This window comes from Nostoc sp. CALU 1950 (assembly GCF_051172895.1).
Taxonomy (GTDB): Bacteria; Cyanobacteriota; Cyanobacteriia; order Cyanobacteriales; family Nostocaceae; genus Nostoc; species Nostoc edaphicum_A.
Genome location: NZ_JBDNJQ010000002.1, coordinates 14,979 through 30,652 on the forward strand (window position 1 = coordinate 14,979; position 15,674 = coordinate 30,652).

General features: G+C 40.9%; 11 protein-coding genes and 1 pseudogene. 5 read left to right on the forward strand and 7 right to left on the reverse strand.

Going from position 1 to position 15,674, the window contains the following annotated elements:
- Window positions 1-102: 102 nt before the first annotated feature.
- Complete coding sequence (locus ABF638_RS00745; RefSeq protein WP_435019558.1) at window positions 103-1,068, reverse strand: RsmB/NOP family class I SAM-dependent RNA methyltransferase; 966 nt, start codon at window positions 1,066-1,068, stop codon at window positions 103-105.
- A 210-nt stretch (window positions 1,069-1,278) separates the two neighbouring features.
- On the opposite strand from ABF638_RS00745, the gene ABF638_RS00750 reads away from it, so the two are divergent.
- The 3 genes from ABF638_RS00750 to ABF638_RS00760 all read left to right on the forward strand — a co-directional run bounded on the left by ABF638_RS00750 (window position 1,279) and on the right by ABF638_RS00760 (window position 6,634).
- Entirely contained in the window at window positions 1,279-2,694 is a 1,416-nt protein-coding gene (locus ABF638_RS00750; protein ID WP_069074730.1) for a DUF2157 domain-containing protein, read from the forward strand.
- A 216-nt stretch (window positions 2,695-2,910) separates the two neighbouring features.
- Window positions 2,911-3,621: a GDYXXLXY domain-containing protein gene (locus ABF638_RS00755; protein ID WP_435019357.1), complete on the forward strand. Its 711-nt coding sequence runs from the start codon at window positions 2,911-2,913 to the stop codon at window positions 3,619-3,621.
- 493 nt (window positions 3,622-4,114) lie between these two features.
- Complete coding sequence (locus ABF638_RS00760; protein WP_435019359.1) at window positions 4,115-6,634, forward strand: CPBP family glutamic-type intramembrane protease; 2,520 nt, start codon at window positions 4,115-4,117, stop codon at window positions 6,632-6,634.
- Window positions 6,635-6,805: 171 nt separating this feature from the next.
- Here ABF638_RS00760 and ABF638_RS00765 read toward each other — a convergent pair whose 3' ends face one another.
- On the reverse strand, window positions 6,806-7,213 hold the full coding sequence (locus ABF638_RS00765; protein WP_179069103.1) for a universal stress protein: 408 nt from the start codon (window positions 7,211-7,213) through the stop codon (window positions 6,806-6,808).
- A gap of 89 nt (window positions 7,214-7,302) precedes the next feature.
- On the opposite strand from ABF638_RS00765, the gene ABF638_RS00770 reads away from it, so the two are divergent.
- Both ABF638_RS00770 and ABF638_RS00775 read left to right on the forward strand, forming a co-directional pair.
- Window positions 7,303-8,505: a phosphoglycerate kinase gene (locus ABF638_RS00770; protein WP_193948422.1), complete on the forward strand. Its 1,203-nt coding sequence runs from the start codon at window positions 7,303-7,305 to the stop codon at window positions 8,503-8,505.
- A 110-nt stretch (window positions 8,506-8,615) separates the two neighbouring features.
- A complete protein-coding gene (locus ABF638_RS00775) occupies window positions 8,616-9,233 on the forward strand; it encodes an NUDIX hydrolase (RefSeq protein ID WP_435019361.1) in 618 nt (205 codons plus the stop codon).
- A 474-nt stretch (window positions 9,234-9,707) separates the two neighbouring features.
- Here ABF638_RS00775 and ABF638_RS00780 read toward each other — a convergent pair whose 3' ends face one another.
- From ABF638_RS00780 to ABF638_RS00800, 5 genes and pseudogenes are all read right to left on the reverse strand, one after another.
- Window positions 9,708-9,980, reverse strand: a complete 273-nt coding sequence (locus tag ABF638_RS00780) for a hypothetical protein (protein ID WP_435019363.1) — start codon at window positions 9,978-9,980, stop codon at window positions 9,708-9,710.
- 20 nt (window positions 9,981-10,000) lie between these two features.
- Window positions 10,001-10,339, reverse strand: a pseudogene (locus ABF638_RS00785) (DUF4277 domain-containing protein); the annotation flags it as partial.
- Window positions 10,340-10,723: 384 nt separating this feature from the next.
- A complete protein-coding gene (locus ABF638_RS00790) occupies window positions 10,724-11,362 on the reverse strand; it encodes a histidine phosphatase family protein (protein ID WP_435019365.1) in 639 nt (212 codons plus the stop codon).
- Window positions 11,363-11,602: 240 nt separating this feature from the next.
- The gene (locus ABF638_RS00795; protein WP_435019367.1) at window positions 11,603-13,774 is read right to left on the reverse strand and encodes a protein kinase domain-containing protein; all 2,172 of its coding nucleotides are present in this window, start codon (window positions 13,772-13,774) and stop codon (window positions 11,603-11,605) included.
- 64 nt (window positions 13,775-13,838) lie between these two features.
- On the reverse strand, window positions 13,839-15,539 hold the full coding sequence (locus ABF638_RS00800; protein WP_435019369.1) for a protein kinase domain-containing protein: 1,701 nt from the start codon (window positions 15,537-15,539) through the stop codon (window positions 13,839-13,841).
- Window positions 15,540-15,674: the final 135 nt, after the last annotated feature.

Genomic DNA, 15,674 nt, shown 5'->3' on the forward strand with positions numbered 1-15,674 from the left:
GATTTCGAGGGTACGACCGTCAATCGAAGGGTTTTCGAGACGCGATAAATCGCCGTCTCTACAAGTTTTTTGGTCTTATCTGAACTGTATTGTGGTATAATTTTACTTTTTTAGATTTTGGTAGATATACAGTGAAGATATTGTATTTAAATCTATTTCTTTACGCTCATCGTCATTGTCATTAGTATTTTTAAACAGAACTGTAAACGCACCAGCACCTAACTTATCTTGAGGAAACATCCGATAACAATGCATCGTAGTTAAATGCGACTGATATTTGGCTAAATTACTAATTTCTATTGCCTGAAAATGGGGAAAGCGTTCCAAAAACCATTCACATACTTGCTCATTTTCTTCGGGTGAATATGTACAAGTCATATAAGCAAGATAGCCTTGTGATGAAACAATTTTCGCCGAGTTAGCTATAATGCGCTTTTGTCGATTTGCACTCTTATTAATAGCAGTTGGGTGAAAACATCCAGGCGCTTTTTCACCTTTAGCAAGTAAAGATTGTCCAGTACAAGGAGCATCTACTATTACTAGATTGCTAGAGCAGGGAAAAATTTGAGCAAATATACTCGAATCTCTATTAACCACTGCACTAGGGCTAATCTGGCAACGCTTCAAATTAGAAATTAGCATTCCCAGACGTTTGCCAATTACTTCATTACTGATGATTAAGTCAGGTTGTAAAGCTTTCCATGCGAAGATACTTTTACCTCCTGGTGCAGCACACATATCAAAAACTAAACGCACTGACTGAGGAATAGCTAACAAAGTAGTAGCTGCAAACACCGAAGAAAAATCTAAACAATAAAAATATCCTTTTTCATGCAAGGGATGCCGTCCGGGTTTTTCTCCCAAAGATAAGCGGTCTATAGATTGTGGTTGCCAAGAAGTTGGTGTTTCCACTGCAAAAGGCAAAGTTTCTGACTTTTCTTGACACCAAAGAATACTTGGTGAAAAAGGCTGAGGATTCATCAAAGCCTCAATAAATTTTTCTTGATCATCTAGATTAGTGAACAAACGTCGCGAGACTTTAAGTAATAAATTAGAAGGTTTTTCCATGTGAATAAATATAATACCAATTTTCAATTATCTGTAACTTAAGTTTCTTAATTACGAATTACGAATTACAAATTTATAGGTTGTATCACAATCCAAATAAAACTGTTACACAAGAACAATGTAATTAAGGCTTTTGGCTTCATACTCAAAATATAATGACCGCCATTGGGATCGCAATGGCCAAGCTACCCCACTGCACCGGAGAAGGTCATGTTCTTAGATAGTTTTCAGGAAAAATTACGCAAACAAGCACAACTATGGAGGGATGAAGGATTAATTAGTTCTTCGCAATATGAGCAAATAGCAGAGCGTTATCAATTTAAAAACCTGGAAGCTGCTGCACGCGATCGCAACAAAGCGATCGCAATTGCTGTAGGCAGTGTACTTTTATGCTTAGGCATAATTACCTTTGTATCAGGAAACTGGCAAGGAGGATCGCGAGAAGTCAAATTTATTCTGATGATAAGTTTGTTTTTTGCGATCGCAATCACTGGATTTTACAGTTGGAGACCACCTGAAGGAAAGAAGCCAGAACGAAGCAAACGCATACTGGGAGAAGGGCTGCTAATTTTAAGCGCCTTCATCTTCGGTGCAAATTTACTGCTAATGGCCCAGATGTTCAATATCACTGGTTCAGCTTCCCAACTGTTTCTCGCCTGGGGGTTGGGTGTTGTGGTGATGGCCTTCAGTTTGTCCTTAAATTCTTTAGGAGTTCTGTCAATTGTCCTCGTGGAAATTGGCTATTGGACGGGATTAGAAGACTTGTGGTACGCTTCAGGTGAGTTAACTTGGTCGCGCCTAGTAGTCCAGCATATGCCTTTGTTGGCATGGCTGGTATTTGTACCCTTAGCCTACTTCTGTCGATCGCGTTGGATTTTTGGTCTAGCAGCCTTTGTTTTTGCTAGTTCCTTACAAGCCAACCTTAATCCTCTGCCACTGCTGAATTATGCTGATATAGCCCCTTGGGTGGCATCTTTTGCTTTTGCACTCCCACCTGCATTATTCTGGAGTTATGATGACCTGCTGTTTCCAACCATAAATTACAGGTTGTTTCAATCTCTAGCCCGTAATTTAGCGTTGGTAAGCTTCGGCGTTGTCTTTTACATTCTGTCTTTTCGTTGGGTCTGGGAATCTCCATATAGTTTTAATCAGCCAACGAATTTGACAAACTTGTTCGAGTCTCTGCCGATCATCGATTTGGGGATTCTCAGCGGCTTGGCGGTATTGCAATGGTTGTTTCTACTGCGCCAAAGAAATAACCCTCCGCGTCGAGAAGTAATTTTCACGACTGCTGTCATTAGTACATTTCTTGTCTTTATTACCCTAGTACCTTTTTGGCATCAAACTATCAGCCGGATTGATGAACTTGGCATTTTTATTTTCAATGTACTTCTTGCAACATTAGCTTGGGGACTAATTCAAGAAGGATTGAAATTAAGTAACAGAAGTTCCTTTTGGGGCGGTATGCTGTTATTAACACTGCAAATTATCAGTCGCGTGCAGGAGTACGATACAGACTTACTTTTTAAGTCTTTGGTCTTCGTCCTGTGCGGTTCTGCTTTAATTAGCGCCGGACTCTGGTTTGAACGCCGCCTACCTGGTGGTAGCTCTACAAGTAAAAAGTAGTGCAAAAGATGAAAGAATTCAGGAGTCAGAATTCAGGAGTCAGAATTCAGGAAAAGTTCACTAAATCTAAAATTGAATGATTCCTAACTCTTAACTCCTAACCCCTAACTCCTAACTGAAAATCTCTGTAAGTTAAAGTTTTTAAAGTTTCTCTGCGTCAGTCCTAATCTCATTACTTTGACCTCCTCAAGACCTCTGCTTTTTAGGACTACGCTCATGACTAATAGTTCTTCTGAATCTAAAAATAAAACCTTGTCTCCCGAAGCCGAATTCTCCAGTAAGGTGACTTTTCGGGATTACTTGATTGCCACTGAACAAAAATCGAATAAGCCCTTACCTTTTTGGCGGTTACTAGCTCCCCTGGCGCTGCAAACGGGGTTAATTATGGCAGTACCAGCCCAAGCGGTTTATACAGATGTGACAGGTAAGACGGTGATTTTGCAAACCGTACCTGTAGATCCTAGCAATGTGCTTCAAGGTAACACCTTAGCGTTAGATTACAACATATCCCGTACCGCAAATTTGAGCAGACTGCCTGGTTGGCAACCATTAGTCAGCAAAGGTCGTGGAAGTGGCAGAAGATTGCCTGAAGGAACTAACATCTATGTGATCTTGCAAGAGCAACTATCCTCTGGTCGGGGTGTTCCTAGAGCTTGGAGACCGTTACGAGTAACTAGCGATCGCCCCACAACTCTTAGAGCCAACCAAGTAGCCTTAAAAGGTGTTTATCAGGATGGCTCTGTTAACTACGGCTTGGAAACATATTACATCCCAGAAAACCAACGTCAGCAAATTCGGAACGACTTGCAAGCACAACGCGCTCGCAGGGGACAAGTACCACCCATTGTGGTAAAGGCGAAAGTAGATCCACAGGGTAAAGCAGTGCCAGTTAGTATGTGGGTGCGCGATCGCAACTATCGCTTTTAAGCTCTTAGGCAAATAAACATTGCATGTTTACACGCCAAGTTTTTTTCCAAAGTTCTGAGCGTCGGCTTCCAACGCTCAGAACTTTCTGTTTGTCATTAGATATTTGGTGAAAAAGAATGTAGAGATGCGATAAATCGCGTCTTTAAAAACCAATTATCTACACCAATAACCCTTAACCCAAACCTATTGTCATATATCGCCCAAAACACTTGTAGAGACGGCGATTTATCGCGTCTCGAAAACCCAATTGTAATGATATATCGCCTACATTTAGGATGAAATAGTCCTGGATTAGAGACTTCCAAGAAATAAATTATCCAATATCGTGGGGTGGGCATCTTGTCCGCCCAGTTCATAGGGTGGGCATCTTGCCCACCCCACAAGAATTAGTTGAGTCTTTTTTTTTTATTTATTTGTCAGTCCTTTACAGCAAAGACTCAAAACAGTATATTTCAGAGTAAGATTATCAGCAGGTTTTCGTTGCTGATAATATATGATTTTCCGTGGATTGAGTCGAAAAACAAGGCTAATATTTACGAGATTTTTACCGCTAGTGTTCATAGCAGTAATTGCAATTTGGCAACTTTCCTCAACACAACCCCAGTTATTACAGCAAGAAAGCAATTACGCGATCCATATTCAACAAAAATTTAATCAATCTGGTTTTTATCCCGTTGCCCAAATTCCATCTGCAAACATTTATAAACCTATTGGCGACTGGGTAGGAAGGTTAATTTTACCAACGAAACAGCAATTACAAGATGGTTTAGATTGGGTGTGGATAGAAGTTCAATATGCACCACCTACAGCCCAAAATTTGGTAGGTAAAATTGTGCGTTTGGAATGGAAAAAGAATAAAGATTTGCTTGCTTTCGATCAAGCGGTAACACAAGATATAAATTTCACTCCTGAAGTGATTAAAAGTCAAAAACAAGGAAATATTCATCCTTTTCGACTAAATGGAGTTCGTCAGGTAGGGATTTTACGCTCTTTGGCTGGTGCAAATCCTGATGATGAAACAATTGTTGCTTTAGATTCAAGTACAATCATTGATGCAAGTAAAGAAAAAGCTATTTTGCAAATTGAACGCGAACCTATTTTGGCAACTGGTAGGTTTTATGGCTTGGTAAAAATAGTTAAACCGATTAAATCTAGTTATAAAAATAGTTTATCTCCAGAGCCAAAACAGGATAACGATTATTTTTTAGTACAGCATTATAATCCGATTTCAAATAAGTTTGATGGTCTTCAAGAAACTATTCGTATTCCCCAACAAATAATAGATCAGCGAAATTTTGCTCCTTCAAGTTTGCAGCAAATCGAACAATCACCTGCTGGTGAAGATGGGTGGTATATTTATGGCGCTCCCGATGCAAAGGGCGTATTTACCGTAGTAGCACTTGCACCTCGTTCTCTATTTCAAATTCAACCCAATCAAATCATTACTGGTGAAGAATTAGGGCTAAATTACATCCGAGATGTAAATTGGCAAAATACCGAGAAAAATAAAGGTAAATTGAATACTGTATTATTAAAATCTGTAGAAACGCAAAATTTACTTAATCAATCTATATCAACATGGCAAGAAGGCAATAAAGCTATTGTTCTACACCTATTTGGTGGAATTGGCGGAAGTAAAGGTGAATCAGTGGGAGTACCTTATACTATCACCGGACATTTTGCTTTTGGAATTGCAGAAGTTGTCCGCGACGAGTTTACTAATGAATTACGCTTCGAGACTAAATACCACCAAATTTATGCCCATAACCCTGATGGCATTATTGCCGGAACGCATACATGGGCTGATTATATGGGTAATTTACAACGTGGTTGGTTAGCAACACGTCCAGTATCGGATATTCTCATCAAATTCGACCCTGTAACGCAGGATTATGATTTTGATGGTGTTAAACTTTCACCTTTAGAAGAATTCCAGCAACAATTAAAGGTAACAATGGCACGTTATCGGGTTGGCGATGGAACTGGTGGCGCAATGGTGTCACCTGCGACTTCATGCGTCCAAGACTCAAACCAAGCACTTTATGCTGCGATATTGGCAATTAAAAACCAAGTTGCTACAACTCCTCAAATTCAAACTTGGGTACGCACAAACCCCAATCACCCGCAAACATTACGCTTTCAGCAGCTAGTTGAATTAGGTCAATCTTTAGAACAACAGTTAGCACCCTTGGGTATAGTTCGCGCTGATTGGCATAGTCAAGCAGGAATACTCGCAGGTACGGGAATAGGAAAAGCATTTCAAGATCGTAGTATTTGGGCTGGTTTGACAACATGGCGAACAATAATGCCTAGACTTGCACACGACGACCTTGCCGCAATATTTTTAAAGCATGGTGCAATTATGCAAGTATTGCGGACTAATCAAGTCGGTGGTTGGGAACCTAATATTACACCCATTGCTCCAACAGTACTTCTGGGACAAATTAAGATTCCCTTTACCAATATTTCACCACTTTCAATTCTTTTAAATCGCACTTTAGCGTCCTTAGTATTTCCAAGGCTAAAAGATTGGTTCGTTGTTGTTGTACTGCTGATAATTTATAGTATTATTGCTCTACTTTATGGTTGGAAATTTGGATTTTTACAGATAGAAGTTTGGTCTGCAAATTGGATTGATAAATGCTTGTTAATACTGCGTTGTCTATTTTCACCTGCGATTGTTGAAGAACTATTTTTTCGCGTTTTTTTGCTTCCTCATCCTAGCGAAATCAACAACTGGCTCCAATGGTCTTTGTGGGCAATAGTGAGTCTATTTTTATTTATTTTGTATCATCCATTGAATGCTAAAACATTTTTTAAAGCTGGAATATCCACATTTTATAATCATATTTTTCTTGTTTTAGCTGCATTTTTAGGAATTATATGTACTGTTGCATATACCCTAACAGGATCTTTGTTTGTAATAGTTTTAATTCACTGGGTTGTAGTAGTAGTTTGGTTAATTGTTTTTGGAGGAATTAGAAAATTAGATAATCATCAAAAAATTCAGTAAGGAGGCAGGAGGCAGGAGTCAGGAGGCAATAATGCTCGGTTAAGGCTAAAACTAGATGCCCATATTTAGCATCACTAAATCTAGGACAACCTTACCCCAGCCGCCTTTTTGCAAAAACCGCAGAATTTTTTATTAGCGATCGCACTACAACTAGTATTCCGCAACACACTTCTAAGGCACAATCAGCACTGGGCAAGGAGAAAGGTTAATCACGCGGGTGGTAACACTATCATCCGCTCCCTCTTCAGTCAAGCCTAGCCCCCGACAGCCCATGATAATTAAATCTGCCCCGATTTCATCAGCAACATCGCAGATAGTAAAAGCTGGTTTGCCTTGCCTTTCCAGGATTTCAGATTGAATTCCTTGCCCAGAAAATAAAGATTGGGCATTTTCTAGCAGTTTAGCAACTACCTCTGGCGACACCATCGGATCGGCACTAGGCGCATCTGGAGGTGGTTCTTCTACCACAGACAGCAGCACCAAGCGACTGCTGTACTTTTTAACTACGTTGGTAACAACGTCAGCAGCTTCCCGCGTTTCCCGACTTTGATCAATAGGAAATAGTACTGTCTTAAATATATCTGTCACTTGGGTACCCCTGACTCCGGTAAAATCTTGATGGTTCTACTTTCAAAACAATAACAAAAAGGCAATCAGGAGAGTTTGGTGTGTCCAAAAAAAGTTTAGCAAGTTTATCTTCGGCTGATATCTCTGGGAAACGTGCCTTAGTGCGGGTTGATTTTAACGTGCCTGTGGACGATCAAGGCAACATTACCGACGATACTCGCATTCGCGCCGCTCTACCAACCATCCAAGATTTGACGCAGAAGGGAGCTAAGGTCATTCTCGCCAGCCATTTTGGCCGTCCCAAGGGTGTGGATGACAAATTACGCCTAACTCCCGTTGCCAAGCGTCTGTCTGAGTTACTGGGGCAAGAAGTCATTAAAACTGATGACTCTATTGGCGATGAAGTTGCAGCTAAAGTTGGCGCTTTGCAAAATGGCCAAGTGCTGTTACTAGAAAATGTCCGTTTTTACAAAGAAGAAGAAAAGAACGACCCAGAATTTGCGAAAAAATTGGCAGCTAATGCTGATTTTTATGTAAATGATGCTTTTGGTACTGCACACCGCGCCCATGCTTCTACAGAAGGTGTGACTAAATTCCTCAGTCCTTCTGTGGCTGGATATTTGGTTGAGAAGGAATTGCAATATCTGCAAAACGCCATTGAAAATCCCCAACGTCCTTTAGCGGCAATTATTGGTGGTTCCAAAGTTTCCAGCAAAATTGGCGTAATTGAAACACTGCTGGAGAAGTGCGACAAGCTGATCATCGGCGGTGGGATGATTTTCACCTTCTACAAAGCCCGTGGTTTGAATGTTGGTAAGTCGTTGGTGGAAGAAGACAAGCTGGAACTAGCGAAGTCTTTGGAAGCTAAGGCTAAAGAACGTGGTGTTGCTTTATTGCTTCCTACAGATGTGGTATTGGCAGATAACTTTGCCCCAGATGCCAATTCTCAAACCGTTAGCATTGAGAATATCCCCGATGGTTGGATGGGTTTGGATATTGGGCCAGACTCGGTGAAATTTTTCCAAGAAGCCCTTGCAGATACCAAAACGGTAATTTGGAACGGGCCAATGGGTGTGTTTGAGTTTGATAAGTTTGCAGCAGGTACGGAAGCGATCGCTCATACCCTCGCCGAAATCGGTAAAACTGGCACAACCACCATCATTGGCGGCGGTGACTCAGTAGCGGCTGTGGAAAAGGTTGGTTTAGCCGATCAAATGAGCCACATCTCCACCGGCGGCGGCGCTAGCTTGGAGTTACTTGAAGGTAAGGTATTGCCTGGAATTGCAGCTTTAGATGATGCGTAATTAGGAATTGGGGACTAGGGACTAGGGACTGGGGAATAAGATTAAAAATACTATTTTCCAATTCCCAATTCCCAGTACCCAATACCTAAGCCACTACATGAGAAAAATATATGCAACCTAAATGGCTGGAATGGACGCAAAAGTTACAAGCGATCGCTCAAAATGGGTTAACTTATTCTGAGGGCGTGTTTGATATTGAACGTTACAAACAATTACGAGCGATCGCCACAGAAATTATGGCGACTTACTCAAATGTAGAACACAGCTATATCCTCGATTTATTTAGCCGTGAAATAGGATATGCAACTCCCAAAGTTGACGTGCGGGCAGCTATTTTCCGTGATGACACTATATTGTTAGTCAAGGAAAGAGTAGACGGGTGCTGGAGTTTACCTGGTGGATGGGCTGATGTTGGTGAGTCGCCCAGTCAGGTAGTTGTGAAAGAAGTATATGAAGAATCTGGATATCAAGCACGCGCTATTAAACTTTTAGGAGTCTATGACAGAAACAAACAGGGACATCCACCATTACCGTTTTATGTCTACAAACTGTTTTTTCACTGTGAACTCATTGGCGGTTCTCCATCATCAAGTATTGAAACTGAAGATGTAGGTTTTTTTCCTGAAGATGGGTTACCAGAACTTTCTATTGGACGTGTGACACCAGCGCAAATCACGCGACTTTTTCAACATTATCGCCAACCAGATTTACCGACAGACTTTGATTAGTAGTTCCTTCAATATTTAATATACTTTGCCAAATTTTTTAGGCAATATACTACTACACAAATTTCCTATCTACACTAATTAACTATCCCTCTTTCGTCACTTTCTTTCGGCAACACAAATTCTGAAACCTTTATTTAAAACCTATCTTCCGCACCCTTAACTGTCACAAAGTGAAATTACGGAGAGAGAAAAGTCAAGAAAGAATAAAAACAGACATTTGAAGTTAAAAAAAGATATGAGCCATCATGAATCAGAAAAAAATGGCATCAAAACTAATTATCAATAAGGAGCAATAAGCACTGGTAGCATTGAGAGAAAGTCTAAGATAAATAAATGAAGATGTTAAAGGCTCAGAGCATAAATGAAACTAATAGAATGAAGTTAAAACATAAATTATTGACATGGTGAAATAGAGCTATTAATCAAAGAGATTAGCTAATTATCCGGCAGAAATTAAATTAATAGAGATAAGAATTATGGGGCTAATTGATAATAAAATAAACAACTATCTGGCAAAAGATTTAGGATAAAATCTCTTTCCTGAGTCCAATTAGAGATGTATTTTCCCTGGTTAATTTCAACTAAATGAATAGACTGAAAGCATTGAAATATCCAACGTAAAGTGGGGCGGTTAGTCGATTTGCCCAACTGATTCTTAATCGTTGATTGAGCATCTTTGAGTGCGGCTCTGATTTGACGTTGAGCCAAGGTATAAACCAGCAGACATAAACCCATAATCATTGCCAAAGACTCAATTCTTTCTGGACTATAATAAAAAATATTGTATCTAGCCCTTTTATAAATAGTTTATCCATGACTCTCCCCAGTTTATCGTCGTTGAGATATTCTGGTTTTACTCCGGCTCCTATTAAATGTTCACAGGCTATTGTTTCAAAATATTTGGGGAACATATATAAAGGTTGAGATACAAATCCTAACCCGTTCAATATCATTGCTTTCACAACATGACCAGGACTGACTTTTTCTCCTTTTTCCTTACCAATTAATTCATTGATTATTTCTACTACTCCTATCTCGTCTATTATCCCTGCTACTATTCCTAGATGGTCTATGTTTTGAATTTCCATTTCTTGTGGTTTAATCACAACATAATTCTCCACAACTTCTGTTGTGATTAAACCATTTCTTTTTCTGTTATCAATTAATTTTCTGAATCTTGACGTTTCCCTTTCTTTTGTCTTTTTTACAAAACTTCACTTTATCCCCCAATCCCCAGATTAATGCTACTTATTCTTATTAATCTTCCTCGCCCTTGAATTATCTTTAGTTCTGGCGTACTACTTTGACGGCCTTTTTTGATTTGTGACAGTTTAGGGTGCGGAAGGTGGGTTAAAAAGGTTTTTATAGCAGTCCTAAATCATTCGTGAAAAATTAGATCCCCGACTTCTTAAAGAAGTCGGGGATCTGGACAACGCAAATTTTCACAACTTTCACGTCGCGCATCTCGGTTCAATACCTAGTAGGGACTATTATGTTCCCGGACGAGAGCGAATATGATCGGGTATATGATGTCGATCGCCTAATATTTCTAACAAAGGCCCATGAACGTCAAATTTAACCATACTTACCGACGCAACCAAGATATTCACCCGATAGCGATAGCGTCCCAAATCAATTCCCAGTAAACTGCAAAGCGTAATCCGAATCGTGGCTTTATGGGAAACTACTAAAACATTACCGTGGGGATATTTTTCTTGAATTTCAGCAATTACAGGCATAGAACGGTTAGCAATATCTACCGCAGTTTCTCCACCTTTGGGTGCATTCCAAGCGGGTTCTGTCAACCATTTTACATAGTTTTCTGCGTAATTCTCTTGGGCAAACGATTTACTCTTAGCTTCCCATTCGCCGTAACTACCTTCTCTAAGTCCGTCACGCAACTGCATATCCATACCGATAGCATCACAAAATGGCTTGGCAGTTGCAATTGCGCGCTTCATCGGGCTGACATAAACAGCCTCCCACTTCAATTTTTGATAAACATCGGCAAAACTCTTTGCCATCTGCATCCCTTCAGAAGTCAACTCTGCATCAGTTTCACCGCAGAAATTACCACTTTGACTAAAAGTAGTTTCTCCATGTCGCAGTAAATATAAATTGAGTGTCATAGTTTGTATTGCGATTGGGATCAAGGAGTTTGTGCAAAAATAAACTACCATCAATCTCGCAATCAAGTCTGTGATACCAGGACAAAATAATCAACCAAAAAAGTCAATCAACTACTACAAACTTTTGAAATCGAAGACAACTAGTACAGCACGGCGGAAATAAACCACCCATTCTCAATCAACAAAACCTTTACGCTGTTTTAATTTTTAATTTTTAATTTTTAATTCCGCCTTGCGGTACTAGGGCGTTGTCTCCTGTGTCGGTGTCGGTGTCGGTTCAGGTGTGGAGGTTTCTGTGGGAGTTGGTGTAGGTGTTTCTGTGGGTGTGGGAGTTTCTGTGGGTGTTTCTGTAGGCGTTGGTGTTTCCGTGGGCGTTGGTGTTGGCGATGGGGGAGGGGTGGGATTTTCTGCTGTAATACTGAGTTTATAATCTACTGGTTTCGATGCTGTGGAAACCACGACAAACTCGTAAAATCCGTTTTCTGGTAATTTAATTGACAAACTACGCTGGGTAGAATCTTCTAAAAATCGAATTTTGCCAGAGGGTGAATAGACTGATAACAAAACTTGGGAATTTGCTTGTAGGTTCAAGTCTAGAGATTGGTCTTTGGCAAGTTCAGCAATGAATACTTTACCACCACCAGGTTGGAGAGTACCACTGACTGTTTTACCAGTAGCCCCCGGATCAAAGACAATTTTCTGGAAAGCACTACCGGCGAGAATAGCACTGAGTTTATCGCTAACAAATCCGTACCAAACTTGTCCAATCGGCTGCTCTTGGAAATTTTTACCCCGCTGCTCAGGGAATACACGTAAGAAAACCGCATCTCCTAAATCATACAAAGAACGACTACCAACGTTAATTTTATTGACTTCCACTTTCCAGCGATCGCGTTCAGCAGTTGTGTAAGTTCCCAACTGTCGTCGTGTATTGGAACTCAATGGTGCAAGTTTTTCCAGCAATTCTGAAGCTGTTTTATCCCATTCTGCCCGCAAACCTTCATCTTCAGGGCCATTGCTGAGAGTACGTCCTCGCAAACTGGGATTTCTATCCCAAAAAACTTGATTCACCAAATTCACGTAGAAGTTAGAACTAATACCCAACTGTTGACGGCGATCGCTTAATTTTTCTTTGCGTTCCCGTTCTGCTGGTGAATATTGCGCTAAGGGATCGGTTGGTTGTTCACTGGTTGGAATTGGACTGGCTGTAGGTGTAGGTTCGACTTCACCGACATCTCGCCTGCTATTCAATCCCCACGAAATTAATCCAACACTACCAACGACTAACGCCGCCACAAGGAAGATTTTTGTTGGTGTCCACCAGCTTGTGGGTTGAGGAGATGGGGAGGATGGGGAGGATGAGGGGGATGGGGGAGGTGGAGAGACGGCGACGGTGGCGGATGTGGCTTGTGGTTGTGGTGGTGTGGGGTATTGAGTTGGGGGAAAGTTAGCTGGGGGCGAGTTGATAGCTTGGAGTACTTGACGGGCTGATTGATAGCGATCGCTTGGTCTAGCAGATAGCATTTTATCTAATACCTCTGCCAAAGTTTGACTCAGGCTTACTTCCCGTCGCCACTGCCAACTAAGAGTGTAGGTATCAATTAATTCTTGAGGTTGTTTCCCTGTCAGTAAAACCAACATGGTTGCTGCTAAAGCATACAAGTCGCTGTGGGGAGATACTAGCCCAGTTTGCATCTGTTCTGGAGGCGCAAATCCTATCTTACCTAGTAGGGTTGGTGATGGGGAAGATGCAACTACGCCGGGTTGGTAATATTGGGAAGCAACTACTGCTACTACTTGTTTGACACCGCCAAAATCAATTAATACTGGCAGTTTGTCAACAGTGCGAAGCATTAAATTATCTGGAGAAATATCTCGATGAATTACTCCTAGTGAGTGGATGTATTCCAACACTGGCAAAATTTGCTGCAATAATTGGCGTACTTCTACTTCTGTAAAGCGCAAACCTTGCTTTATCCGAGCATCTAACAACGAGTTGTAAGTTTCCCCTTCTACATAATCTTGCACCAAAAACAGATATTCTTTGCCTCCTAAGTTCATCCGCAGCAGTTCCCGGAAGCGGGGAATTTGGGGATGTTGCAGTTTATAAAGAACACTCGCTTCCCTCTCAAACAGTTCTTCAGCTTTTTGGACAACGTAAGCGGTTTGAACTTGGGGAGAGAATTCTTTTAAAACACAAAGTTCGCGGAAACGGTTGACATCTTCAGCTAAATAAGTGCGTCCAAAGCCACCCTGGCCAATTTGACGTACAATCACATAGCGATCGCCTAAAGTTAATCCTGGTTGGATACCATAACTCATGGGCGTATCCAACAAATTTTCACCACACTGGAGACAAAAGCGACTACCTGGAGTATTTTCATGTCCTTTAGAACAATATATTTTAGTCATTAGTTATTAGTCATTTGTCATTTGTTATTAGTAACTCTTCTCCAGTCCCCAGTCCCCAGTCCCCTTACTTGCCAGATTGTACTTTACTGACTTGATCAGCTGCGATCGCATACCAAATTTGACCGAAAGTCTGTTGATTGAGTTTTCCACGCTGCTGATCAGGAAACAACCGATCAAATTTTTCATTTGTGTCTTTGGTCAGCTGATCAATTGTATAGTTCCCAAACTGCCCCGATCGCGCTTGTCTTCTCCATGTATCGTAATCTTTTTGACTATAGTTACCCAATTGCCGACGAGCTGCGGTACTGAGGTTAGCCTGTTCTAGTTTATTCAATAAATTATTAGCAATACCAGACCATTCATCTCGTAAACCAGCGTCTTCAGGTTTAGATGACAGGCTACGTCCTTTTAATTCTGGTTTTTTTGTATAAAATAAATCATCTACTGAGCGAATAAAAAATCCTTCAGAAATTTCTAGCTCTTGGCGACGACTGATAATTTCCTGGAGATTGCTGTTTTTTCCTTTATCGCTGACTGGTTTACCAATCGGATTTGGAAACTGGGGAATTTCCGGTAAGGAAATTGTTGGAATGGTAATTGAAGTTACGCTGCGAATGACTGCATTTACTACCGCCCAAGCACCCGCGCCAGTTAAAACAACTAAAGCCGTCCCACCAAGACTCATCACAAAAGGGCGAATCCAAATAGGTAAAGACATTGGTTTAGCAATGGCTTGCGTTCTGCTCTGGAATCTACTCACAACAGCACTGGCGCGTTGTCTTCCTGGAGCAACGACCATTGTATTGATTTTGCTAGTAATATAATTACCTGGGGATTTAATCGCAGTTGACGATGGTAAATCTTTGAGGGTTTGCTCGGCTCGTTGGTAGCGATCGCTAGGTTTATAAGCCAGCATCTTTTTTAACACCGCTTCCAGTTGAGGACTAACTCTGATTTGTTTTCCCCATCCCCAAATTCCCTGATAGCTGTCGTATAATTTTTGCGGTTCTTGTCCTGTGAGCAACACTAATGTTGTTACCGCCAAAGAGTATAAATCACTACTAAAAAAAGCTTTTCCCTGACGTAGCTGTTCTTCTGGGGCGTAGCCCTTTTTACCTAGCAAAGTATTATTTTCAGCTAGCTTAGTCTGCCAAAAACCTTGAGAAGCCGGCAATTGCTTAACACCACCAAAATCAATCAGCACCGGGAGATTATCAGAACGCCGCCAAATTAAATTATCGGGAGAGATATCACGGTGAACTACATCTTGTGAGTGGATGTAGGATAACACTGGTAAAATCTGTTGCAGTAAAGTGATTACTTCCTCTTCACTAAAGGTTTTTCCTTGAGTTTCCCGCTGTTCTAACAATTGGTAATAATTATCACCATCCACGTAATCTTGTACTAGAAAGAAAAAATCTTTAGTACCGATTTTCACTTGTAGCGAGGCGTGAAAACGCGGAATTTGTGGATGCTGGAGTTTTTTGAGAACATTGGCTTCTCGTTCAAATAACTCTTTAGCTTTTTGTAAATCTTGATGTTCTTGTACTTGGGGTGCAAATTCCTTCAACACACAGGTTTGATGGGATTTATTTATATCCTCAGCCAAATAGGTGCGTCCAAAGCCGCCCTGCCCTAATTGACGGATAATTTGATAGCGATTATCCACAACCTGTCCCACACCAAGAGGTAATGGCTCACCGCAATGGGTACAAAAGCGGTTACTACCATTATTTGTGTGTTGTTTACTGCAATAGAGCTGCATGGTGCCCAAGGATAAATTAAGGTTTTATTGAGTAACTACAACGCGCCTATCCTCATTTTCGGATATCCTACCAAAGGTTAGGAGCATTTGTTTGATGCTGTTAGCGTATAGCTAGGGTTTAGCCCGTGCGATTAT

Bases quoted from the DNA above. Each gene is read 5' to 3' on its own strand.
- ABF638_RS00745 (WP_435019558.1), bottom strand. From the start codon at position 1,068: ATGGAAAAACCTTCTAATTTATTACTTAAAGTCTCGCGACGTTTGTTC.
- ABF638_RS00750 (WP_069074730.1), top strand. From the start codon at position 1,279: ATGTTCTTAGATAGTTTTCAGGAAAAATTACGCAAACAAGCACAACTA.
- ABF638_RS00755 (WP_435019357.1), top strand. From the start codon at position 2,911: ATGACTAATAGTTCTTCTGAATCTAAAAATAAAACCTTGTCTCCCGAA.
- ABF638_RS00760 (WP_435019359.1), top strand. From the start codon at position 4,115: ATGATTTTCCGTGGATTGAGTCGAAAAACAAGGCTAATATTTACGAGA.
- ABF638_RS00775 (WP_435019361.1), top strand. From the start codon at position 8,616: ATGCAACCTAAATGGCTGGAATGGACGCAAAAGTTACAAGCGATCGCT.
- ABF638_RS00790 (WP_435019365.1), bottom strand. From the start codon at position 11,362: ATGACACTCAATTTATATTTACTGCGACATGGAGAAACTACTTTTAGT.
- ABF638_RS00795 (WP_435019367.1), bottom strand. From the start codon at position 13,774: ATGACTAAAATATATTGTTCTAAAGGACATGAAAATACTCCAGGTAGT.
- ABF638_RS00800 (WP_435019369.1), bottom strand. From the start codon at position 15,539: ATGCAGCTCTATTGCAGTAAACAACACACAAATAATGGTAGTAACCGC.